Genomic DNA, 18,803 nt, shown 5'->3' with positions numbered 1-18,803 from the left:
TGCTCTGTCGATAGGATGGAGCGTATTTGAAAGATCAAGCGACTGTTTTTTTGAACAATGCGGTGCTTCAGAGGTAGGTATGGATAGGGTTCGTGCATTTTTAGTTGATCTGCCACGGCGGCAAAAACGGCTTATTCAAGTTTCCGTAGATGTATTACTTGTATGGACTGCGCTCTGGCTGTCGTTCATTGTACGATTGGGTGTAGAGGATTTTGTTAACCCCTTGGTTGCCCATACCTGGCTTTTCCTGTGTGCGCCGATTGTCGCTATACCGCTCTATGTACGGTTTGGCATGTACAGAGCGGTTATGCGTTACTTTGGCAATGATGCGCTGATAGCTATTGTCAAAGCCGTGAGCCTGTCAGCGCTGATATTGGGTGTCGTTGTGTACTGGTACAGCAACCACCAAAACGTCGTGCCTCGTTCTATTATCTTCAATTACTGGTGGTTGAGCCTGATCATGGTCGGAGGGTTGAGACTCGCCATGCGGCAGTTCTTCCTGGGCGACTGGTTCTCTGCTGCTCAGCATGTGCCATTTACCAGTCGCGACAATGGCCTGCCACGGGTTGCAATTTATGGCGCAGGCGCCGCGGGTAATCAGTTGGTTGCGGCATTGCGGATGGGGCGTGTGATGCGGCCTGTCGCCTTTATTGACGACGATGTCAGCATTTCCGATCGTGTTATTTCCGGCTTGCAGGTTTATAAGTCCAAACACATCCAGAGGATGATTGACGCAACGGGTGCCCAAGAAATTCTTTTGGCTATCCCGTCATCTAACAGAGCCCGTCGCCGGGAAATCCTGGGGTTTCTGGAGGGCTTTCCGTTGCATGTTCGTAGTGTTCCGGGATTTATGGATCTCGCCAGCGGACGGGTTAAGGTCGATGATATCCAAGAGGTGGATATTGCCGACTTGCTGGGACGTGACGCGGTTCCTGCCCAAGGGGAATTGCTCGAACATTGTATCAAAGGTCAAGTAGTGCTCGTGACCGGCGCGGGCGGCTCGATAGGGTCTGAGTTGTGCCGGCAGATACTGGCGCTGCGTCCGTCTACACTGTTGTTGTTTGAACACAGCGAGTTCAACTTATACAGTATTGTTTCCGAGCTGGAGCAGCGGGTCTCCCGTGAGTCGCTGTCTGTATTGTTGCTTCCGATTTTAGGGTCGGTGCGCAACGAAGGTCAGCTGTTCAACCTCATGAAGTCTTGGAACGTAAATACCGTCTATCACGCTGCGGCCTATAAACATGTGCCGATGGTCGAGCACAATATCGCTGAAGGCATACTCAACAATGTGATGGGTACTCTGAGTGCGGCGCAGGCGGCACTCAAGGCGGAAGTCCAAAACTTCGTACTCATTTCAACGGACAAAGCGGTGCGTCCTACTAACGTGATGGGCAGTACAAAGCGGTTGGCCGAGCTGATACTCCAGGCGCTTAGTCGTGAAGATAATCCGCAATTGCACGGTGATTTAGCGGCTGTAGGCATGCCTAACAAAACGCGCTTCACGATGGTACGTTTCGGCAATGTATTGGGTTCTTCAGGCTCAGTCATTCCGCTTTTTCACAAACAGATCAAGTCAGGTGGCCCCCTGACAGTGACGCATCCGAAAATTACTCGATACTTCATGACCATTCCCGAAGCTGCGCAACTTGTCATTCAGGCAGGATCGATGGGCTTGGGCGGCGACGTGTTCGTTCTGGATATGGGCGAACCGGTCAAAATCGTGGAGTTGGCTGAAAAGATGATCAATCTTTCTGGGCTTAGTGTTCGTTCCGAGAAAAACCCGCATGGTGATATTTCTATTGAGTTCAGTGGGCTTCGGCCAGGCGAGAAACTCTATGAAGAGCTGTTGATTGGCGATAACGTTGCCCCCACCCAGCATCCAATGATTATGAGTGCTTCTGAAGACTATCTCGAATGGGATCTACTGAAAGGGGTCCTCAGAGATCTGCTTTCCGCGATAGAAGTGCATGACTACGCTAAGGTACGCCAATTGCTACGCGAGACCGTAAGCGGTTATGCGCCGGATGGCGATATCGTCGATTGGGTTCACCAGCAGCGTAGAATGAAGCTCAAGTGAGCTGAGGTGATGCGCCCAGGCCGAAAGCGATGGCCATGGTATGCGGCCATCTCGGACACGCTGGTGGAGGGCGGATTAGTCGTCCCTTTAGATCTCGGCTTCGGCATTAGCTTTTGAGAGCAAGCATGGATTATTTCCCCTGTTTTTTGTCTGTCGTGTTCGTGGCACGAAATCAGTCGGCCAGTGTCGAGAGAATTCTCGCTGATGCAGCGCTTATCATTGCTGATACTGTCGCGGACTATGAATTGATTGTGGTGGATAACGCCTCCGACGATGACAGCGTGTCGATATTGAAAGGACTCACGGCTGAAAATGGACTCGCGAATCTGCAGGTATATGCGCTAACCAAGGAAGTGGATACGGACACCGCATTTTGGGTTGGCCTGGAAAACGCACTGGGAGATTTCGTCGTTGTAGTTGACCCGTTAGCCGATGATGTAGCTTTTATCCCGACTATGCTTGATCAGGCGCTTAGCGGCGCTGATGTTGTATTTGCGAATAACGCGATGAAGCCGGCGCAGGGGCCAATGTACCGTGCGGCTAATTCTGTTTTCCATAGCCTTTACAATCGGTTCAATGGCGTGCATCTGGCCAGAGAGGCGCCGCAGTATCGCATTTTGAGCAAACGAGTAATCAATTTCATTCTTCAGCATCCGCAGCCTGTAATGACCTATAGGCACTTACCCGCAACGGGTGGTTTTGCCAAAGCTTATTTGAATTACAGTTCTCCCCCGCAAACCTCACAGCGTAAACGCCTGGGTGAAAGCATTGATCGCGGCATGCGCTTGCTGATTTCGACTACGCGCGCTCCAATGCGATTGGTCACGTCTCTCTCGCTGTTTGGGGCCGTTGCAAACCTGCTGTACTGCATCTACGTCATTGCCGTGGGCATTTTAAAAACTGATGTTGCTCCAGGTTGGATCAGTCTCTCATTGCAACAATCTGGCATGTTCTTTCTCATCTCTCTGGTGTTGTTGGTGTTGGGTGAATACATTCTAAACATGGCAAGCCTGTCGAACGAGGGGCCGCTTTATCATGTTGCGCAAGAGTTCACCAGTGCGCGGATGACCCGTTGTGAAAAGTTGAATGTTGAAGAGTGGGCATCAGAGTCGGCGGATAAGGAAATTCCGACCAGTGACCGTGCCTGATGTCGGGGCTTAACAAAGGCGAAATATGCCACGATGCGGTAGTCATCGGGGGTGGGTTCTACGGCGCTGCTATCGCTATTTATCTGGCCAGACAACGGGGATTCAAGCGTATTTTACTAATTGAGCGCGAATCGGCGTTATTGATGCGTGCGTCTTATAATAACCAGGCACGCGTCCATAACGGCTACCATTACCCGCGCAGTTTTACCACTGCCTATCGCAGTCGAGTAAACTTGCCGAAATTTGTTCGGGATTGGCCGCTCGCCATAAAGCAAGACTTCACCAAGCTCTATGCTATTGCCCGACGCAACTCCAAAGTTACGGCTAAACAGTTTGAACGGTTTTGCCGAGAGATCGGTGCAGGGATCAAACCGGCTGAGCCTTCTTTACGTGCGTTGTTTGAACCTCGATTGATTGAGCAAGTATATTGGGTCAATGAGTGCGCATTTGACACCTCGCAACTTTCCATTTGGGCTTCGCGAGAACTTAAAGAGAGTGGTGTGCAGGTTCACTATCAAACCCGCGTCGTGGCTATTTCAAAGGGGCGGCTGGCACCACTGGAGGTGGTAGTCGACCTGGCGCAGGGAGAGCAGCAAGCCTTTTCCTGCCGCTATGTATTCAACTGTACCTATAGCGGGCTAAACCAATTTGGCGGAGACTTTCCAGGCGTCGGTTTAGGCCTAAAACAAGAGATTACAGAAATGGCCCTGCTCCAGATGCCGCCCGCACTTGAAAATGTGGGTGTTACAGTCATGGACGGTCCGTTCTTTTCTATGATGCCGTTTCCCGCACGTGGGCTCCATACATTGTCTCATGTGCGCTATACACCGCACCTTCATTGGAATGATCTGCAAGGGCTAGATCCTTATCAGAAACTTGGCCAATATGATCGTGCCACGCGCGTTGATAAGATGCTCAGGGACGTAGGTCGCTATATCCCTGAAGTGTTAAAAGCCAAACATGTTGACTCATTATTTGAGGTTAAAACCGTTTTGCTGAAGAATGAAGGCGACGACGGAAGGCCGATTTTATTTGAGAAACACACCGGTTTGCCAGGCGCCTACTCAGTGCTGGGTGGTAAAATCGACAATATTTATGACGTGCTTGAAAAGCTGGATGCTGAGAGTTTCTTCACCGGCAGCGATCAAACCACGTCGATGTCTGGAGGTACGGATGCGTAGCGCGCTAATTGGATATTCTGGGTATGTAGGGGGCACACTCCTCAAGCAAACTGCCTTCGCGTCGTTGTACCGCTCAACGAATATCGGTGACATCGATCATCAGTCATTCGATACCGTCGTGTGTGCGGCTGCCTCCGCGCAAAAATGGCTCGCTAACCGGGAACCTGAAGATGACCTCAAGAAAATTGAGACATTGATTGGTCATCTTAAAACCATAAAATGCAAGACCTTTATTTTGATTAGTACGGTAGATGTTTTCAAGCACCCTATAGGGGTCGATGAGGATGCCTCTGTAGATGAATCAGGTTTGCACGCTTACGGTTTGCATCGCCGGAAATTGGAAATATTTGTTGAGAAATATTTTTCGAATTGTCTTGTTGTGCGTTTGCCGGGACTCGTAGGCCCGGGGCTACGTAAGAACGTGATTTTTGATTTTTTGAATGACAACAACCTTCACACAATTGACAGCCGTGGCGTTTTCCAATTTTATCCCATGGTTAACCTCTGGCATGACATCCAAACAGCGCTTGATGCCAAGCTCAAGTTGGTCCACCTGACGGCGGCACCCGTCAGTGTGGAGCAGATCTCGCTGCAAGGTTTTGGTCTGCCTTTTACCAATACCTTGAGCCATTCGCCTGCGTCGTATGACTTGCGTACCAAATACGCTCACGTATTCGATTCTGCTGGCTTCTATCAAAATAGTGTTCGCGAAACAATCCTGGCGGTCAGGGCATACGCGCAGTCTGAGTCCCGCACGATTAAACCTGAAACAGGGTTGAAGGCATGAGGTTGGCTATATCCAACATTGCGTGGGACATTTGCGAGGATGAGGCCGTCGCTGCCTTGCTTCAGCAGTTCTCGGTGGATGCGATAGATATTGCCCCTGGAAAGTATTTTCCTGAACTTACCAAAGCGACAGGGGAAGATATCGCTCAAGTCAAAGCTTGGTGGGCTGAGCGAGGAGTCGAAATCACCGGTATGCAGGCGCTGTTGTTTGGTACGAAGGGGCTGAATATCTTTGGTAGTGCTCGGAGCCGGGCGGATCTGCTTACACACTTGGCCGCAATATGTCGAATCGGTGCAGGCTTGGGCGGGACGCGAATAGTTTTTGGCTCACCGAAGAATCGGGATCGCAGTGGGCTGAATGATCAAGAGGCGCTGGACATTGCGATTCCCTTTTTTCGTGAGTTGGGCGATCTCGCTCAGGCGTGCGGCGTGACACTCTGCCTGGAACCCAACCCTGCGTGTTACGGCGCGAACTTTATGACCACCAGTGTTGAGACTGCCAGAGTGGTTCGTGCTGTTGCGCATCCTTCTATTCGTATGCAATTTGACACAGGCGCACTCGCGATTAACCAGGAAGATCCGCTGGAAGTCCTGGCAGATTGTGCTCAATTGATTGGGCATGTGCATGCCAGCGAGCCGAATCTTTTACCCTTGGGCGATGGCAGTACTGACCATGTGGCAATGGCCGCTGCACTGGGGCGCTACCTGCCGGCTCATCTCGTGTCCATCGAAATGGTAGCAACTGGGAATGAGCCACATTTAGAGTCGATTAAACGCGCTATCCAGGTAGCCACTCTTCGTTACCGTGGGGTCAGTGTATGAATATGAAATGGCTCATTCTCATTCTTGGTATTCTCTGCAATGCGTCAGCAAGCGTATTGGTGAAGATGGCCATGACTCCACCACGTAAGTTTCCGTCCCCCAGCGACCCCATGAGCGCGTTGAGTAATTGGCCATTTTGGCTAGGGCTCGGTTTGTATGGTGGGGCCTTTGTTCTTTACGCAGCGGCATTGGCGCGGCTCCCGATGAATGTTGCCCACCCGGTCCTGACGGCTGGAGCGATTGCGACCGTTGCTGTGTTTTCGGTTGTTTTTTTTCGTGAATCCTTCCACTGGACCACAGCGGTCGGAATCGTACTGATAATCGCCGGCGTCGGGCTGATCACAGCTCGCGTGACTTGATGGAAACCCAAATGATCCTTTCGGATATTGCTGCCGTTCGCGCAACATGGGAAGTGCCAGCGCATGACACCCCACTCTGGCTTGGACGCCAACACTCCTGGTGCGTCGTAATCCCTGTCATTAACGAAGGTGAACGAATTAAAAATTTACTCGCGAGGATGTCCGTACTTCACGTCGAGAATATTGCTGACATCATCATTGTCGATGGCGGCACCACGGACGGTTCCCTGAAGTTGCACGAGTTGAAGCCGCTTGGCGTGCGGGGGCTATTGGTCAAGACAGCAGCAGGAAAACTTAGTGCACAGCTTCGTTGCGCCTACTCCTTTGCGCTCGATCAGGGTTATGAGGGCATCGTTACCATCGATGGTAATGATAAAGATGATCCAGAAGCCATTCCGCGCTTTATAGCAGCGCTGGAGCAGGGCGTTGATTTTGTACAAGCTTCGCGATTCGTTGCAGGGGGCGTGGCTGAAAATACCCCCAAATCAAGAGACTTTGCCATCCGCTTTATCCATGCTCCGATGTTGAGCATGTTCTCGGGGTTCAAGTGGACTGACACGACTCAGGGCTTTCGGGCGTATAGCCGGAAAATGCTATTGGATTCCAGGTTGGCTGTGTTCCGTGATGTCTTTATCACGTATGAATTACTCGCTTACCTGTCATGTCGGGCCCCAAGGTTGGGATATCGTTGTGCTGAGTTGCCTACCGTGCGGCGATACCCTAAGGGTGAAGTACCGACAAAAATTAGCAGTGTGAGGGGGAATCTGTCTGTCTTGACGATATTGTTTAAGTCATGTTTTGGCAATTACAATCCGCGTTAGCAGGCCGATATGCCATGGTTTTTTCATGTGGGCAGTTCGCCTGATGAGGACGAATCGGAATGTAACGTTTATGTGGCTGGCTCGGTGGTCTGTGTCGGGGTGAAGCCGGTGCTTATCACTGGACGGTGATAAGCACGCCGGCTTTAGTTAATCCCTTAGAAAACGTGCTTTGTTGCCGGACAGGTAACGCATCACCCTTTCTTCGGATAGCGTAAATCCTTTGGTGTAGGTTTTGGTTTCGATGCACGCTTTGGATTTGAATTCTTGATTAGCCGCAGCGCTGTAGCTTTCAGTGTACTTGAACATAATTATCTGGTCGTTCAAGTCGCTGGTTGAATGAATTGTCAGCTTTTCGTTGTCTTCGTTTTTGAACGCGAAAGCATGGTTGGATTCATCGCAGAAGTCCTTGATCCAACCGCGAAGCATTTCAAATTTCTCATCCAGCGACTTGTGCGTGTAAGCATTGATATGCTCTTTGACTTTGGCGGGGGCGCCGGCAACCGTGACATTTTCTGGCACTGACTTGATAATGTTCGAGCCGCTGAGACACACGGCCCTCTTACCAATCGTGACACCAGAGCCGACAGTGCATGAGCCCACTAACCAGACATTGTCCTGGATGACTACCGGGTCGGCGGAGTAGAAGAGACAGCCTTCAATCTGTTCACCTGCGGCTATGTGCGTCCAAATTTGCGAATACATGCCGACTCTAACGCCATTGCCGATCGTCAGGCCGCCTGTGCCATCAATCACACAGTTTTGGCCAAACCAGCAGTGTTGTCCTATCGATACACCCTTTGTACTTAATACAAGGCAGTCCGAGTGTAGGGTGGTCCAATCATCAATCGATACATCACCGTCTTCAATGATGACTTTTACACCATCGCCCAAGGTGACATAGTCGCCCAGGGTTAGCGTTCTGTTGGTCTTGAAGATGAATTTTACGTTATTGCCTATCGAGCAGTTTTTACCAATATTAACAATGCCAATTCCGTGAGTCTGATAATTTTGCATCACTAACTGTCCATTTTTTTGGTTTTTTGGTTCAGGCAGAGTTATCTGCATTTGTCCTGGAAACACTACCGAACGCTGAATTCGGTCTAAGTAGTGACGTATTAAATCATATGAGGATGGTATCTGTCCTACGTGCAGGCCGTTCGATCACGAGGTATGTCGACCTCGATGTGGTTTGACGCTATGAGTCGCTAGCCTTCACCGACCCTACCGGATCCGTGCTCGTGCTGAAGCCTTCACGATGGGTACGTGAAGAGAGCTTTTGGCTTGGATGAGCACTCGTTCTCGAATCGGGGCTGCCGCAGGCTATACCGGCAGCGCTCCTTAGCTCTGTTGCAAGAAATATCGTGGGCCGAGGGGAAGTTCAGCTTTCGACTCAACTGGATGTGGCCGGTTTTTTAAAGTGGATATTTATGAATAGAACGATTGAAAGAGTGGCTATAAAAATCATCCAGTAGGCGTACCGCAGATCGCTGGCTGGTGTGATGAGTAGATAGCTTGTCGTGTAGGAAAGCCCCGACATGGGTAAAAGCCAGAGTGAATGTGCCCTGCACTGTCGGCTGAGTTGAAATGCGCCAATCAATAGTATGGATATGATAAGCCAGCTATAAGGTTTGAAGAGCTCGGGAAGTATTTCTATCGAGGTTGTAACGTAACCAGCGGTAAGTTTTTCTATCGACGAGACCGATCTGGTTCCTGCATTGGGCTCATACGGCTGATTCATGACACGAAATTCAGTAGGGTAATAAGGAGGGAGGGAGGGCGAGCGTATGAAATTCAAAAAAGCATTCAATCGGAATTCTCCATACGTCAGAATATTCCGCGGTACATACCGGGTCCACGCTTCTTTGAGTTCCTGGTAATGCGCTTGGGTGATATCGGTGAATTTTTCATTGCTCAGACAAAAGGCGGCGCCCACTTCATGAACATTCAGGTACTCACACTGTTTGATGGCATTCATGTCGTCTGGACTCAAAAAGCTTACAGGCACTTCGACGCCTCTGACCTTGAGTGCAACGATATCATCGAACATCACATAACTAACTGAATTGGCTTTTTTCGCCCCAATCAAGGGGGTAACGCATAAATGCGCCAGACCAATTATCGCGCCACTGATGAATATAAAAAATATTGTGCTCTTGATGGTATGGATTTTTAAAATTGAGTTGATCAAGAATGGCAGCAGAAAGATCCCGGCGCTTAAAGAGTTGGTTCGCACTAGCGCGCCGTACAAAAATAATACTGAGACAAGCAGCGCAGCAGCCTTGGGGAATTTTTGACAATCTCTATAATATAAGCAGATTGCAGTAGCCAAGCCCCAGGAGTAAGCCATGGCCACATCTTTCCAGAGGGTAAATTCGAAGTTCATGATCCATGGGGCAATAGGAATCAGCAAGAAAAGCATGCCATAGGAGTATTCCTCTCTAATGCAAGCTTTATATAAAATCAGCGCGGTTGCCCATAGCAGACTGCACTGCAATAGGAACATCCCTCCCGGACCATCTGTAAAGGGCAATAACCAACTCCATACGTAAGCCATCGTGGGCGGTTGCCAATCGCTGTATTCTCCGGCTCTCGCTTGTCTGAGCTGCTCCATGCTGTCCCATGTCATCGCACCGGGATAAAACGAGAAAACCGATACCATCGACAGGATGAAAAGTGCCAATCCGATCAGGTTTAAATATTGCTTTTTCACCGTGCAGTCCTTGGTCAGAGTCTCACAATCAGGTGCAACTTTATCATTGGGCCATGAACCGTTGTGAAAATCATCTATTAGGCGTCATTCATACTCTGTTACTCACGGGCTTTTGACATGCTCCAACATTCGCCTAAGTTAGAAAAGCAGCTTCGGAAAAGCTGCTTTCCCTCACCGATATCATGGAGCGTCACCAATGCAAAACCTCTACATCTCATCCCTCATCTTCGCCTTCCTTACCAGCCTCTCCGTCGCCACCACCGCTGCGCCGTCCATCAAGCCAGAGCCCCCAACCCCGATCTCCACCCAAATGACCAAGACCGAGCAATCCACCAAGGTCAACCTCAACGCCGCCGACGCCGAAACCCTGCGTCGCGATCTCTTCGGTATCGGCGCTTCCAAGGCGAAGGCAATCATCGCCTATCGCGAAAGCAACGGCCCGTTCACTGCGGTGGATGAGCTGCTCGAGGTAAAAGGCATCGGCAAGGCACTGCTGGAGAAAAATCGCGACAGGTTGGTCATTAACTGAGTATCTGAAAACAGCGCGAAGGGCCGGTTGATGATCGGCCTTTCCTTATACGGCCTTGCGAATTCCCCTCGCCGGCGGCATTGGCACGAAACGTGGTTACCTCTAATTCAGTGATTGTTCAACAATCTCGAGGTAACAATGCCACTCACTTTATCTTTAGCCGACCAAATCGCCCTGGAACTCCGCGCCGACATCATAGGCGGCCGGCTGTTACCAGGCATGCCGCTGATCGAGGTGGACCTGGTCAAAGCCTACAACGCATCCCGCAATACGATTCGCGAGGCGCTGCATCGTCTGGGCCAGGAGGGCCTTACTCGCTATGTCCGCAACAAGGGCGTGATGGTTCGGCGCTTGGTGCGGGCGGAAGTGCGTGACCTCTTTGTCGTCCGCCGCACCCTGGAGTTGCAGGCGATTGCCCAGAGCGGGCCGCTGACGGACGTCCAATCGACGCGTATGCAAAGCGCCATTGACGCCACCCACTTGGCCCGGGAGCGCGAAGATTGGCGAGCCGTGGCCACCCACAGTCTTATGTTCCACCAGCAGATCGTCGCCTTGATGGGCAGCCCATTGTTCGACGAGTTTTTCGCTCAGGTGATTGCTCAGTTGCGTCTGGTGTTCTGCGCCGCGCCTGACGAGCAGCGTTTCCAGTCGCCCTGGCTGGAGCGTGACCATGAGATATACACACTGCTAACCCGCAACCAAACCCAGGCCGCCAGCGAGGCGATGAGCCTGTACCTGGACGATTCAGAACACCTTTCCCTCGCCCTGTTTGATCACCCTTGATAGAGGATTGCCCCATGTACAAAGACTACCCGGCCGCGTACCAGGTCAGCAAAGGCTCAGCATTGCAGGTGGATACGGCGTTCTATGAGCGTATTCGTGATCAGAAAAGCCAGCGCACGTTGATCGAGCAGTTCGAGGTGCCGATCCGCACGGGGAGGGCTTGGAAGGTGCCGGCCGGGCATGTGTTTCGGGTGACCACGCCGGTGGGCCCGCAGGTGGGGGACTTTAATGTCTGGAACGCCAACGATCCGCGCGAACGTTTGTGGGCTGCGCGCACTCGTCAGCTGCAAGGCGCTCATGTCAGCACCCATGATCGGTTGTGGTCGAACCTGCCCTTTTTAAGGCCCTTGGTCACGATCACCGATGACAGCCTGGCCAGCTACTGCATTGATGAGCACGGTGGGCGTTTGCATGATTTGTTGGGCACGCGGTGCGACCCCTATGTGAACCGTATGTTGACCGGTGAGGACTTTCATCACCATTGCCACTCGAACCTGACCCGTGCGGTATTGCCCCACGGACTGACGGAGTTCGATGTGCATGACGTGTTGAATATTTTCCAGTGCACCGGGCTCAATCACGATGACATGTACTTTATGAAGGCCTGTCCGGCGCAGAAGGGCGATTACCTGGAGTTCTTTGCCGAGATTGATTTGTTGTGTGCATTGTCGACGTGCCCTGGCGGGGATCTGTCGCTGCCGATGTGGGGGCCGGAGGCGCAGGACCCGTTGACGGTGTGTCGTCCGTTAGGGGTTGAGATCTATAGGCTGGAGGATGAGTTGCTCAGTGGCTGGAGCCAGCCGGAGCGTGCTGCCTATAAGGGGCAACATGGGTTGCATATTGCCAAGGCGGATTGGGAGTAGGGGGGGCTGCTTCGCAGCCCAGCGGGAGCAAGCTCCCTCGCCACGGGGTTACACGCGTTTTATCTGTCTTGCGCATCCTTGGCGTCCGCCTGCGCATTTCGCTCGGCCACGCGTTTGCGTTGTTCGTCGGTGAGTTCGACTTTGTTGGCGCTGTCACGCAGCATCATCAGGCCACCGACGATCGACCCGATCGCGACTACCATAATCAACCATGCATACCACGGCATAAGGCTCTCCTTGAGGCAGATGTCCGTGGGAAAGCTTCCCACGGTAATGACTGCTTTGAGTCACGGGCTTTCTGAGTAGTTCAGTGTAGGCCCGTTCTGCCTCATAGGCGCTATTGTCCGGTCAACATCGCATCTGCCGGCGCATCGACACGGTCTTGTGCGGTCAGCTGGAAGTAGATGAAGCCCACTGCCATAAAACCCAGGAAGATCAGCCCGATCAAGGCATTGAACCAGGCCATCGCCACCAGGCATACCACCGCCAGCACCAGCGCAATGCCTGGCACGATGGGGTAGCCCGGTGCGCGGAAGGTGCGCTCCAGCAACGGCTCGGTCCTACGCAGTTTGAACAGGCTGAGCATGCTCATGATGTACATGACGATGGCACCGAACACCGCCATGGTAATCATCGCGGCGGTCAGGGTCATGCCGCCCAGGTTGATCAGGCCGTCGCTGTAGATGGCGGCGATACCCACCACGCCGCCGGCGAGGATGGCCCGGTGCGGTGTCTGGAAACGTGAGAGTTTGGCCAGGAAAGACGGCAGGTAACCGGCACGGGCCAGGGCGAAGAACTGGCGCGAGTAGCCGAGGATGATGCCGTGGAAGCTTGCCACCAGGCCGAACAGGCCAATCCATACCAGCATGTGCAACCAGCCGGAGCTGTCACCCACCACGGTTTTCATCGCTTGGGGCAGTGGGTCGTTGATGTTCGAGAGGGTGCGCCAGTCACCCACACCACCGGCGAAGAACATCACGCCCATGGCCAGGATCACCAGGGTGAGGATGCCGCTGATGTAGGCTTTTGGAATGGTGCGCTTGGGGTCCTTGGCTTCTTCGGCGGCCATGGCCGCGCCTTCGATGGCGAGGAAGAACCAGATGGCGAAGGGGATGGCGGCAAACATCCCGGCAATTGCCGGGGCGCCGAAGGTGTCGGAACCGGCCCAGCCGTTGAGGGCGAAGTGGCTGAAGCTGAACGCCGGTGCGACCACCCCCATGAACACCAGCAGTTCGGCGACGGCGAGCACGCAGACGACCAACTCAAAGGTGGCGGCGAGTTTCACCCCGAGGATATTCAGGCCCATGAACACGATATAAGCGCCGACGGCGGCGTGCTTGGGGTCGAGTGCCGGGAACTGCACGTTCAGGTACGCACCAATGGCCAGGGCAATCGCGGGCGGGGCGAAGACGAACTCGATCAAGGTGGCCAAGCCGGCAATCAAACCGCCTTTCTCACCGAAGGCGCGACGGCTGTAGGCAAAGGGGCCTCCTGCGTGGGGAATCGCAGTGGTCAGTTCGGTGAAGCTGAAGATGAAGCAGGTGTACATCGCGGCGACCATCAACGAGGTCACCAGAAAGCCCAAGGTACCGGCGACGCCCCAGCCGTAGCTCCAGCCGAAATACTCGCCGGAGATCACCAGCCCCACGGCAATGCCCCATAGATGCAAGGTACCCAGTGTGGGTTTGAGTTGTGTGTTCATTGTGCTGCGCTCCTTGAACTGTTTGGAATGATTCAAGGTGTTGCAGTGGCTATGCCAAGCCTCAGAACTATGTCGTAAAGCAATGCCTATGTCGCCGAAGGGACGGTTTGGCGTTTGAATGCGGCATGAGTTGCACCACATAAGTGCGGTGGTGACTTGGCGGGCGCTTTCGCGGGCAAGCCCGCTCCCACACTTGACCGAGTTTTAACTGAAAGAACGCAGTCGAATGTGGGAGCCGGGCTTGCTCGCGAAGAGGCCCCCCCAGCCACGGCAAACCCCGCTGTAAACCCCGCATAAACCCACTCTTTACGCCATCTTTACGCCCCACCCGGTGCCTCGCTCTCGTTCCTTTACACCGCTCCTGCGGACAATGTCCCCACACGCGGCAATCGCCGCAAGACGGGGAAATTTCCATGAGCGTTCTGGACGGAGTGTCACTGCTATTGGCCGTGGCGCTGTTCATTTATCTGCTGGTTGCGCTGTTACGCGCGGATCGGAACTAGGAGCGGGCTATGCACAGTTATGACTATTGGCTGATCATCGCCTTCTTCGCCGTGGTACTGGTGCCGGCACCCTTTTTGGGGCGGTTCTACTACAAGGTGATGGAAGGCCAGCGCACTTGGCTCACCCCGGTACTGGGGCCTGTCGAGAAAGCCTGTTATCGCCTCTCGGGCGTGGATGCGCAGCAGGAGCAGAGCTGGCAGAAATACATGCTGGCCTTGCTCGCATTCAACCTGGCAGGCTTCTTGTTGTTGTTCTCGATCCTGTTATTCCAGGGCTCCCTGCCACTGAACCCGCAAAAACTGCCGGGCCAGGAATGGACCCTGGCGTTCAACACCGCCGTCAGCTTCATGACCAATACCAACTGGCAGAACTACAGCGGCGAAGCGTCCCTAAGTTATTTAAGTCAGATGGCCGGCCTCACGGTGCAGAACTTCGTCAGTGCGGCGACCGGTCTCGCCGTCCTGGTCGCCTTGTGCCGTGGGATCGGGCGCAAATCTGCCCAGACCCTGGGCAACTTCTGGGTCGACATGACCCGCGCCACCCTCTACGGCCTGCTGCCGTTGTGCCTGGTGCTCGCACTGTTCCTGGTATGGCAGGGCGTGCCGCAAACCTTCGCTCACTATGTGGATGCCATCACGCTGCAGGGCGTGGACCAGGTAATTCCGCTGGGGCCGGCCGCCAGCCAGATTGCGATCAAGCAACTGGGCACCAACGGCGGTGGCTTCTTCGGCGTGAACTCGGCGCATCCGTTTGAAGACCCGACAGCCTGGGCCAACCTGTTTGAAGTGGCCTCGATCATCCTGATCCCGGTAGCGTTGGTGTTTACCTTCGGCCATTACGTCAAAGACCTGCGTCAGAGCCGGGCGATCCTCGCGTGCATGCTGGCGTTGTTCTTGATCGGCGGCGCGACGTCGCTGTGGTCCGAGTACCAGCCCAATCCAACCCTGAACAACCCGGCGGTGGAGCAAACCGCACCGTTGGAAGGCAAGGAAACACGCTTCGGCACCACCGGTACCGTGCTGTGGTCGGTGACCACCACTGCGGCGTCCAACGGTTCGGTCAATGGCATGCAGGACAGCCTCAGCCCCCTGAGTGGGATGGTCGCGCTGGTCAACATGATGGTCGGCGAAGTGATCTTCGGCGGCGTGGGTGCCGGTATGTACGGCATGTTGCTCAACGTGTTGATCGCGGTGTTCCTCGCCGGCTTGATGATCGGCCGCACCCCCGAATACCTGGGCAAGAAACTCCAGGCCAAGGAAGTGCAATTGCTGGTGGTGACTCTGCTGGTTATGCCGGTCGGCGTATTGGTCTTGAGTGCCATCGCCGCCAGCCTGCCCGGCCCGGCAGGTGCCATCAGCAACCCTGGCCCCCATGGCTTCAGCCAGTTGCTCTACGCCTATACCTCGGCCAGTGCCAACAACGGTTCGGCGTTTGCCGGCCTCGGCGCCAATACCCCATTCCATAACCTGATGCTCGGCCTGGGCATGTTGATCGGCCGCTTTGGCTACATCCTCCCGGTACTGGCCCTGGCCGGCAGCCTGGCGATGAAGAAGGCCGCACCGATTGGCCAGAACAGCTTCCCCACCCATGGCGCGCTGTTCGTGACCTTGTTGACCGTGACCATTTTGTTGGTGGGCGGCCTGACTTTCCTGCCGACGCTGGCGTTGGGCCCCATCGCTGAACACTTGAGCATGGGCTTCTAGTTAAGGGATATGAAAATGAATATGCCTGCAAAAAACGCGGCCCCGGTCAAACCCCAGGAGCCTGCCAAAACCGCCATCTCGGCCCTGTGGCGCCCGGCACTGGTCCAGGCGTTCGTCAAGCTGGACCCACGCCAACTGCAACGCTCGCCAGTGATGCTGGTGGTGGAGCTGACCGCCATCCTCACCACCGTATTGTGCTTTGTGCCCGACACCACCGTGCCGACCTTTGTCGCCGTGCAAATCGCCGTGTGGCTGTGGTTCACCGTGCTGTTCGCCAACTTCGCCGAGGCCTTGGCCGAAGGCCGTGGTAAAGCCCGGGCCGACAGCCTCAAGGCTGGCAGCGAAGGCTTGAGCGCCCGACGCCAGGAAGCCGATGGCAGCTTCAAGGTGGTGCCGGCCACCAGCCTGCGCAAAGGCGATGTAGTTCGTGTTGCCGCCGGGGAAATGATCCCCGGTGACGGCGAGGTCGTCGAAGGTATTGCGGCAGTCAACGAAGCAGCGATCACCGGCGAATCCGCCCCGGTGATCCGCGAGTCTGGCGGCGACCGCTCGGCCGTCACCGGCAACACGCGGCTGGTGTCGGACTGGCTGCTCATCCGCATCACCGCCAACCCGGGCGAGTCCACCCTGGACCGCATGATCGCGCTGGTGGAAGGCGCCAAACGCCAGAAAACCCCCAACGAAGTCGCGCTGGATATCCTGCTGATCGGCCTGACCCTGATCTTTCTGCTGGTGGTCGTGACCCTGCAGCCGTTCGCCCACTTTGCCAATGGCAGCTTGCCGCTGGTGTTCCTGGTCGCACTGCTGGTGACGCTGATTCCCACCACCATTGGCGGCCTGTTGTCGGCCATCGGGATTGCCGGCATGGACCGCCTGGTACGCCTCAACGTGATTGCCAAGTCCGGCCGCGCGGTGGAAGCGGCGGGGGACGTGCATGTGTTGCTGCTGGACAAGACTGGCACCATCACCTTTGGTAACCGTCGCTGTTCGGCTGTGGTCGCGGCGCCTGGCGTCAGTGGCCGCGAATTGGCCGAAGGCGCGCTGCTGGCATCCCTGGCCGATGACACGGCGGAAGGCAAGTCCATCGTTGAATACCTGCGTGCCTTGCACCCGCAGGCCGAGCCGAGCCTGGATGAGTTGACCGCCGTACCCTTCAGCGCCGAGACCCGTTTGTCCGGTGTCGACTATCAGGGCCGTGTGTTCCGTAAAGGCGCGGTGGACTCGCTGCTGGCGTTTATCGGCCAGCAACGCAGCGACCTGCTGCCTGCGTTGTCGCGGGAAATCGACAAGATCGCCCAAAGCGGCGGCACGCCCTTGCTGGTGTGCGCCGATGGCAAGTTGCTGGGGGCGATCCATCTCAAAGACGTGGTCAAGCCAGGTATCCGTGAGCGTTTTGCCGAGTTGCGCAAGTTGGGGATTCGCACCGTGATGGTCACTGGCGACAACCCGCTGACCGCCGCCGCGATTGCCGCTGAAGCGGGTGTGGACGATGTGCTGGCCGAAGCCACGCCAGAGAAGAAACTCGCGCGTATTCGCCATGAGCAGAACGATGGTCGCCTGGTTGCCATGTGCGGCGACGGCGCCAACGACGCCCCGGCGCTGGCCCAGGCTGACGTCGGCATGGCGATGAACGACGGCACCCAGGCCGCGCGGGAAGCCGCCAACATGGTCGACCTCGACAGCGACCCGACCAAGCTGCTGGACGTGGTGCAGATCGGCAAGGAGTTGCTGGTGACTCGCGGCGCGCTGACGACCTTTTCCATCGCCAATGACGTGGCCAAGTACTTTGCGATCCTGCCGGCGTTGTTCGCCTCGATCTACCCGCAACTGGGCGTGCTCAACATCATGCACTTGCAGAGCCCGCAGAGCGCGATCCTCTCGGCCATCGTGTTCAACGCGCTGATTATCGTGGTGCTGATCCCGTTGGCCCTGCGCGGCGTGCGCGTGCAGGCCGCGAGTGCGGCGGCGTTGTTGCGGCGCAATCTGCTGATCTACGGGCTGGGCGGATTGTTGGTGCCGTTCGTGGGGATCAAGGCCATTGACATGCTGCTGACCGCGCTGCACTTGGTCTGACCTGATCGTTCCCACGCTCCGCTGATTGTTCCCACGCTCCGCTGATCGTTCCCACGCTCCGCGTGGGAACGCCGCCGCCCCGGACGCTCCGCGTCCCACCGCACCACTGAATTGAGGAGTCTGAAATGTCCAACATCATCCGCCCAGCCCTGAGCCTGCTGGTACTCATAACCCTGATCACCGGCGTGGCCTACCCGCTGGTAGTCACTGGCGTGGCCCAAGTGGCCTTCCCCGATCAAGCCAATGGCAGCCTGGTGCGCGACGCCAGCGGCAAGGTGCGCGGCTCCAGCCTGATCGCCCAGGACTTTACCGGCGACAGCTGGTTTCACCCACGCCCGTCAGCCGGTGCTTTTGCCACAGTGTCCAGCAGTGCCAGTAACCTGGGCCCCAGCAATCCGGCCTTGGCGACACGCATATTCGAGGATGCCGGCAAACAGTCAGTGCCTGGCCAGGGCCCGGTGCCATTGGCCTCGCTGACCACCTCCGGCAGCGGCCTTGATCCACACTTGCCACCGCAGGCGATTGCCTATCAACTGGCGCGAGTAGCGGCGGCGCGAAATGTGCCGGTGTCGACCTTGCAGCGGTTGCTGGATGAGCACATCGAAAGCCCCCTGGTAGGCCCGCCTGTAGTAAACGTCCTGGCCCTGAACATGGCTTTGGAAACGTTGTAAGCCTTGCGACCGCCATCGCGGGCAAGCCCGGCTCCCACATTTGGAATGCATTCCACTGTGGGAGCCGGGCC

18 protein-coding genes are annotated in these 18,803 nt (G+C 55.2%); 14 read left to right on the top strand and 4 right to left on the bottom strand.

Annotated elements, in window-relative coordinates:
- The first annotated feature begins 79 nt into the window (after positions 1-79).
- From AC1RAC_RS05110 to AC1RAC_RS05080, 7 genes are all read left to right on the top strand, one after another.
- Positions 80-2,077: a polysaccharide biosynthesis protein gene (locus AC1RAC_RS05110; RefSeq protein WP_072446725.1), complete on the top strand. Its 1,998-nt coding sequence runs from the start codon at positions 80-82 to the stop codon at positions 2,075-2,077.
- 125 nt (positions 2,078-2,202) lie between these two features.
- Positions 2,203-3,225 carry a glycosyltransferase gene (locus AC1RAC_RS05105; RefSeq protein WP_054921849.1) on the top strand — a complete coding sequence of 341 codons (1,023 nt, stop codon included), beginning with the start codon at positions 2,203-2,205 and terminating at the stop codon, positions 3,223-3,225.
- Positions 3,225-4,406, top strand: a complete 1,182-nt coding sequence (locus AC1RAC_RS05100) for an NAD(P)/FAD-dependent oxidoreductase (RefSeq protein ID WP_054921846.1) — start codon at positions 3,225-3,227, stop codon at positions 4,404-4,406. The genes AC1RAC_RS05105 and AC1RAC_RS05100 overlap by 1 nt, the downstream gene beginning before the upstream one ends.
- On the top strand, positions 4,399-5,193 hold the full coding sequence (locus tag AC1RAC_RS05095) for an NAD-dependent epimerase/dehydratase family protein (protein WP_054921844.1): 795 nt from the start codon (positions 4,399-4,401) through the stop codon (positions 5,191-5,193). Before AC1RAC_RS05100 ends, AC1RAC_RS05095 begins: the two co-directional genes overlap by 8 nt.
- A complete protein-coding gene (locus AC1RAC_RS05090) occupies positions 5,190-6,014 on the top strand; it encodes a sugar phosphate isomerase/epimerase family protein (RefSeq protein WP_054921842.1) in 825 nt (274 codons plus the stop codon). The genes AC1RAC_RS05095 and AC1RAC_RS05090 overlap by 4 nt, the downstream gene beginning before the upstream one ends.
- A complete protein-coding gene (locus AC1RAC_RS05085; protein WP_232241726.1) occupies positions 6,011-6,373 on the top strand; it encodes a DMT family transporter in 363 nt (120 codons plus the stop codon). Before AC1RAC_RS05090 ends, AC1RAC_RS05085 begins: the two co-directional genes overlap by 4 nt.
- Before the next feature lie 11 nt (positions 6,374-6,384).
- Positions 6,385-7,194, top strand: a complete 810-nt coding sequence (locus AC1RAC_RS05080) for a glycosyltransferase family 2 protein (RefSeq protein ID WP_054921837.1) — start codon at positions 6,385-6,387, stop codon at positions 7,192-7,194.
- A 147-nt stretch (positions 7,195-7,341) separates the two neighbouring features.
- On the opposite strand, the gene AC1RAC_RS05075 is transcribed toward AC1RAC_RS05080, so the two are convergent.
- Both AC1RAC_RS05075 and AC1RAC_RS05070 read right to left on the bottom strand, forming a co-directional pair.
- The gene (locus AC1RAC_RS05075; protein ID WP_054921834.1) at positions 7,342-8,208 is read right to left on the bottom strand and encodes an acyltransferase; all 867 of its coding nucleotides are present in this window, start codon (positions 8,206-8,208) and stop codon (positions 7,342-7,344) included.
- A gap of 376 nt (positions 8,209-8,584) precedes the next feature.
- Positions 8,585-9,904, bottom strand: a complete 1,320-nt coding sequence (locus tag AC1RAC_RS05070; RefSeq protein WP_054921832.1) for a hypothetical protein — start codon at positions 9,902-9,904, stop codon at positions 8,585-8,587.
- A gap of 196 nt (positions 9,905-10,100) precedes the next feature.
- Between AC1RAC_RS05070 and AC1RAC_RS05065 the strand changes: the two genes are divergently transcribed.
- From AC1RAC_RS05065 to AC1RAC_RS05055, 3 genes are all read left to right on the top strand, one after another.
- Complete coding sequence (locus AC1RAC_RS05065; RefSeq protein ID WP_073844195.1) at positions 10,101-10,433, top strand: ComEA family DNA-binding protein; 333 nt, start codon at positions 10,101-10,103, stop codon at positions 10,431-10,433.
- 138 nt (positions 10,434-10,571) lie between these two features.
- Positions 10,572-11,216, top strand: coding sequence for a GntR family transcriptional regulator (locus AC1RAC_RS05060; protein ID WP_089041205.1), 645 nt, complete (start codon positions 10,572-10,574; stop codon positions 11,214-11,216).
- 14 nt (positions 11,217-11,230) lie between these two features.
- Entirely contained in the window at positions 11,231-12,079 is an 849-nt protein-coding gene (locus AC1RAC_RS05055; RefSeq protein WP_492616327.1) for an urea carboxylase-associated family protein, read from the top strand.
- Positions 12,080-12,138: 59 nt separating this feature from the next.
- Here the strand turns inward: AC1RAC_RS05055 and AC1RAC_RS05050 are convergent, their stop codons facing one another.
- A complete protein-coding gene (locus AC1RAC_RS05050) occupies positions 12,139-12,306 on the bottom strand; it encodes a DUF2897 family protein (RefSeq protein ID WP_003172675.1) in 168 nt (55 codons plus the stop codon).
- 110 nt (positions 12,307-12,416) lie between these two features.
- Positions 12,417-13,781 carry an ethanolamine permease gene (eat, locus tag AC1RAC_RS05045; protein WP_492616326.1) on the bottom strand — a complete coding sequence of 455 codons (1,365 nt, stop codon included), beginning with the start codon at positions 13,779-13,781 and terminating at the stop codon, positions 12,417-12,419.
- A gap of 413 nt (positions 13,782-14,194) precedes the next feature.
- On the opposite strand from eat, the gene kdpF reads away from it, so the two are divergent.
- The 4 genes from kdpF to kdpC all read left to right on the top strand — a co-directional run bounded on the left by kdpF (position 14,195) and on the right by kdpC (position 18,732).
- Positions 14,195-14,284 carry a K(+)-transporting ATPase subunit F gene (gene kdpF / locus AC1RAC_RS05040; protein WP_003218754.1) on the top strand — a complete coding sequence of 30 codons (90 nt, stop codon included), beginning with the start codon at positions 14,195-14,197 and terminating at the stop codon, positions 14,282-14,284.
- A 9-nt stretch (positions 14,285-14,293) separates the two neighbouring features.
- Entirely contained in the window at positions 14,294-15,988 is a 1,695-nt protein-coding gene (kdpA, locus tag AC1RAC_RS05035) for a potassium-transporting ATPase subunit KdpA (RefSeq protein WP_054921822.1), read from the top strand.
- 15 nt (positions 15,989-16,003) lie between these two features.
- Positions 16,004-18,061, top strand: coding sequence for a potassium-transporting ATPase subunit KdpB (kdpB, locus tag AC1RAC_RS05030; RefSeq protein ID WP_492616325.1), 2,058 nt, complete (start codon positions 16,004-16,006; stop codon positions 18,059-18,061).
- 125 nt (positions 18,062-18,186) lie between these two features.
- Positions 18,187-18,732 (top strand): potassium-transporting ATPase subunit KdpC, encoded by a 546-nt coding sequence (gene kdpC / locus AC1RAC_RS05025; protein ID WP_492616324.1) that lies wholly within the window; start codon positions 18,187-18,189, stop codon positions 18,730-18,732.
- Positions 18,733-18,803 lie beyond the last annotated feature (71 nt).

It is taken from the genome of Pseudomonas sp. GW823-FHT02F05 (genome assembly GCF_058797315.1).
The sequence above is the reverse complement of the archived record's forward strand: the minus strand, read 5'-3'. Positions and strand labels throughout refer to the sequence as shown.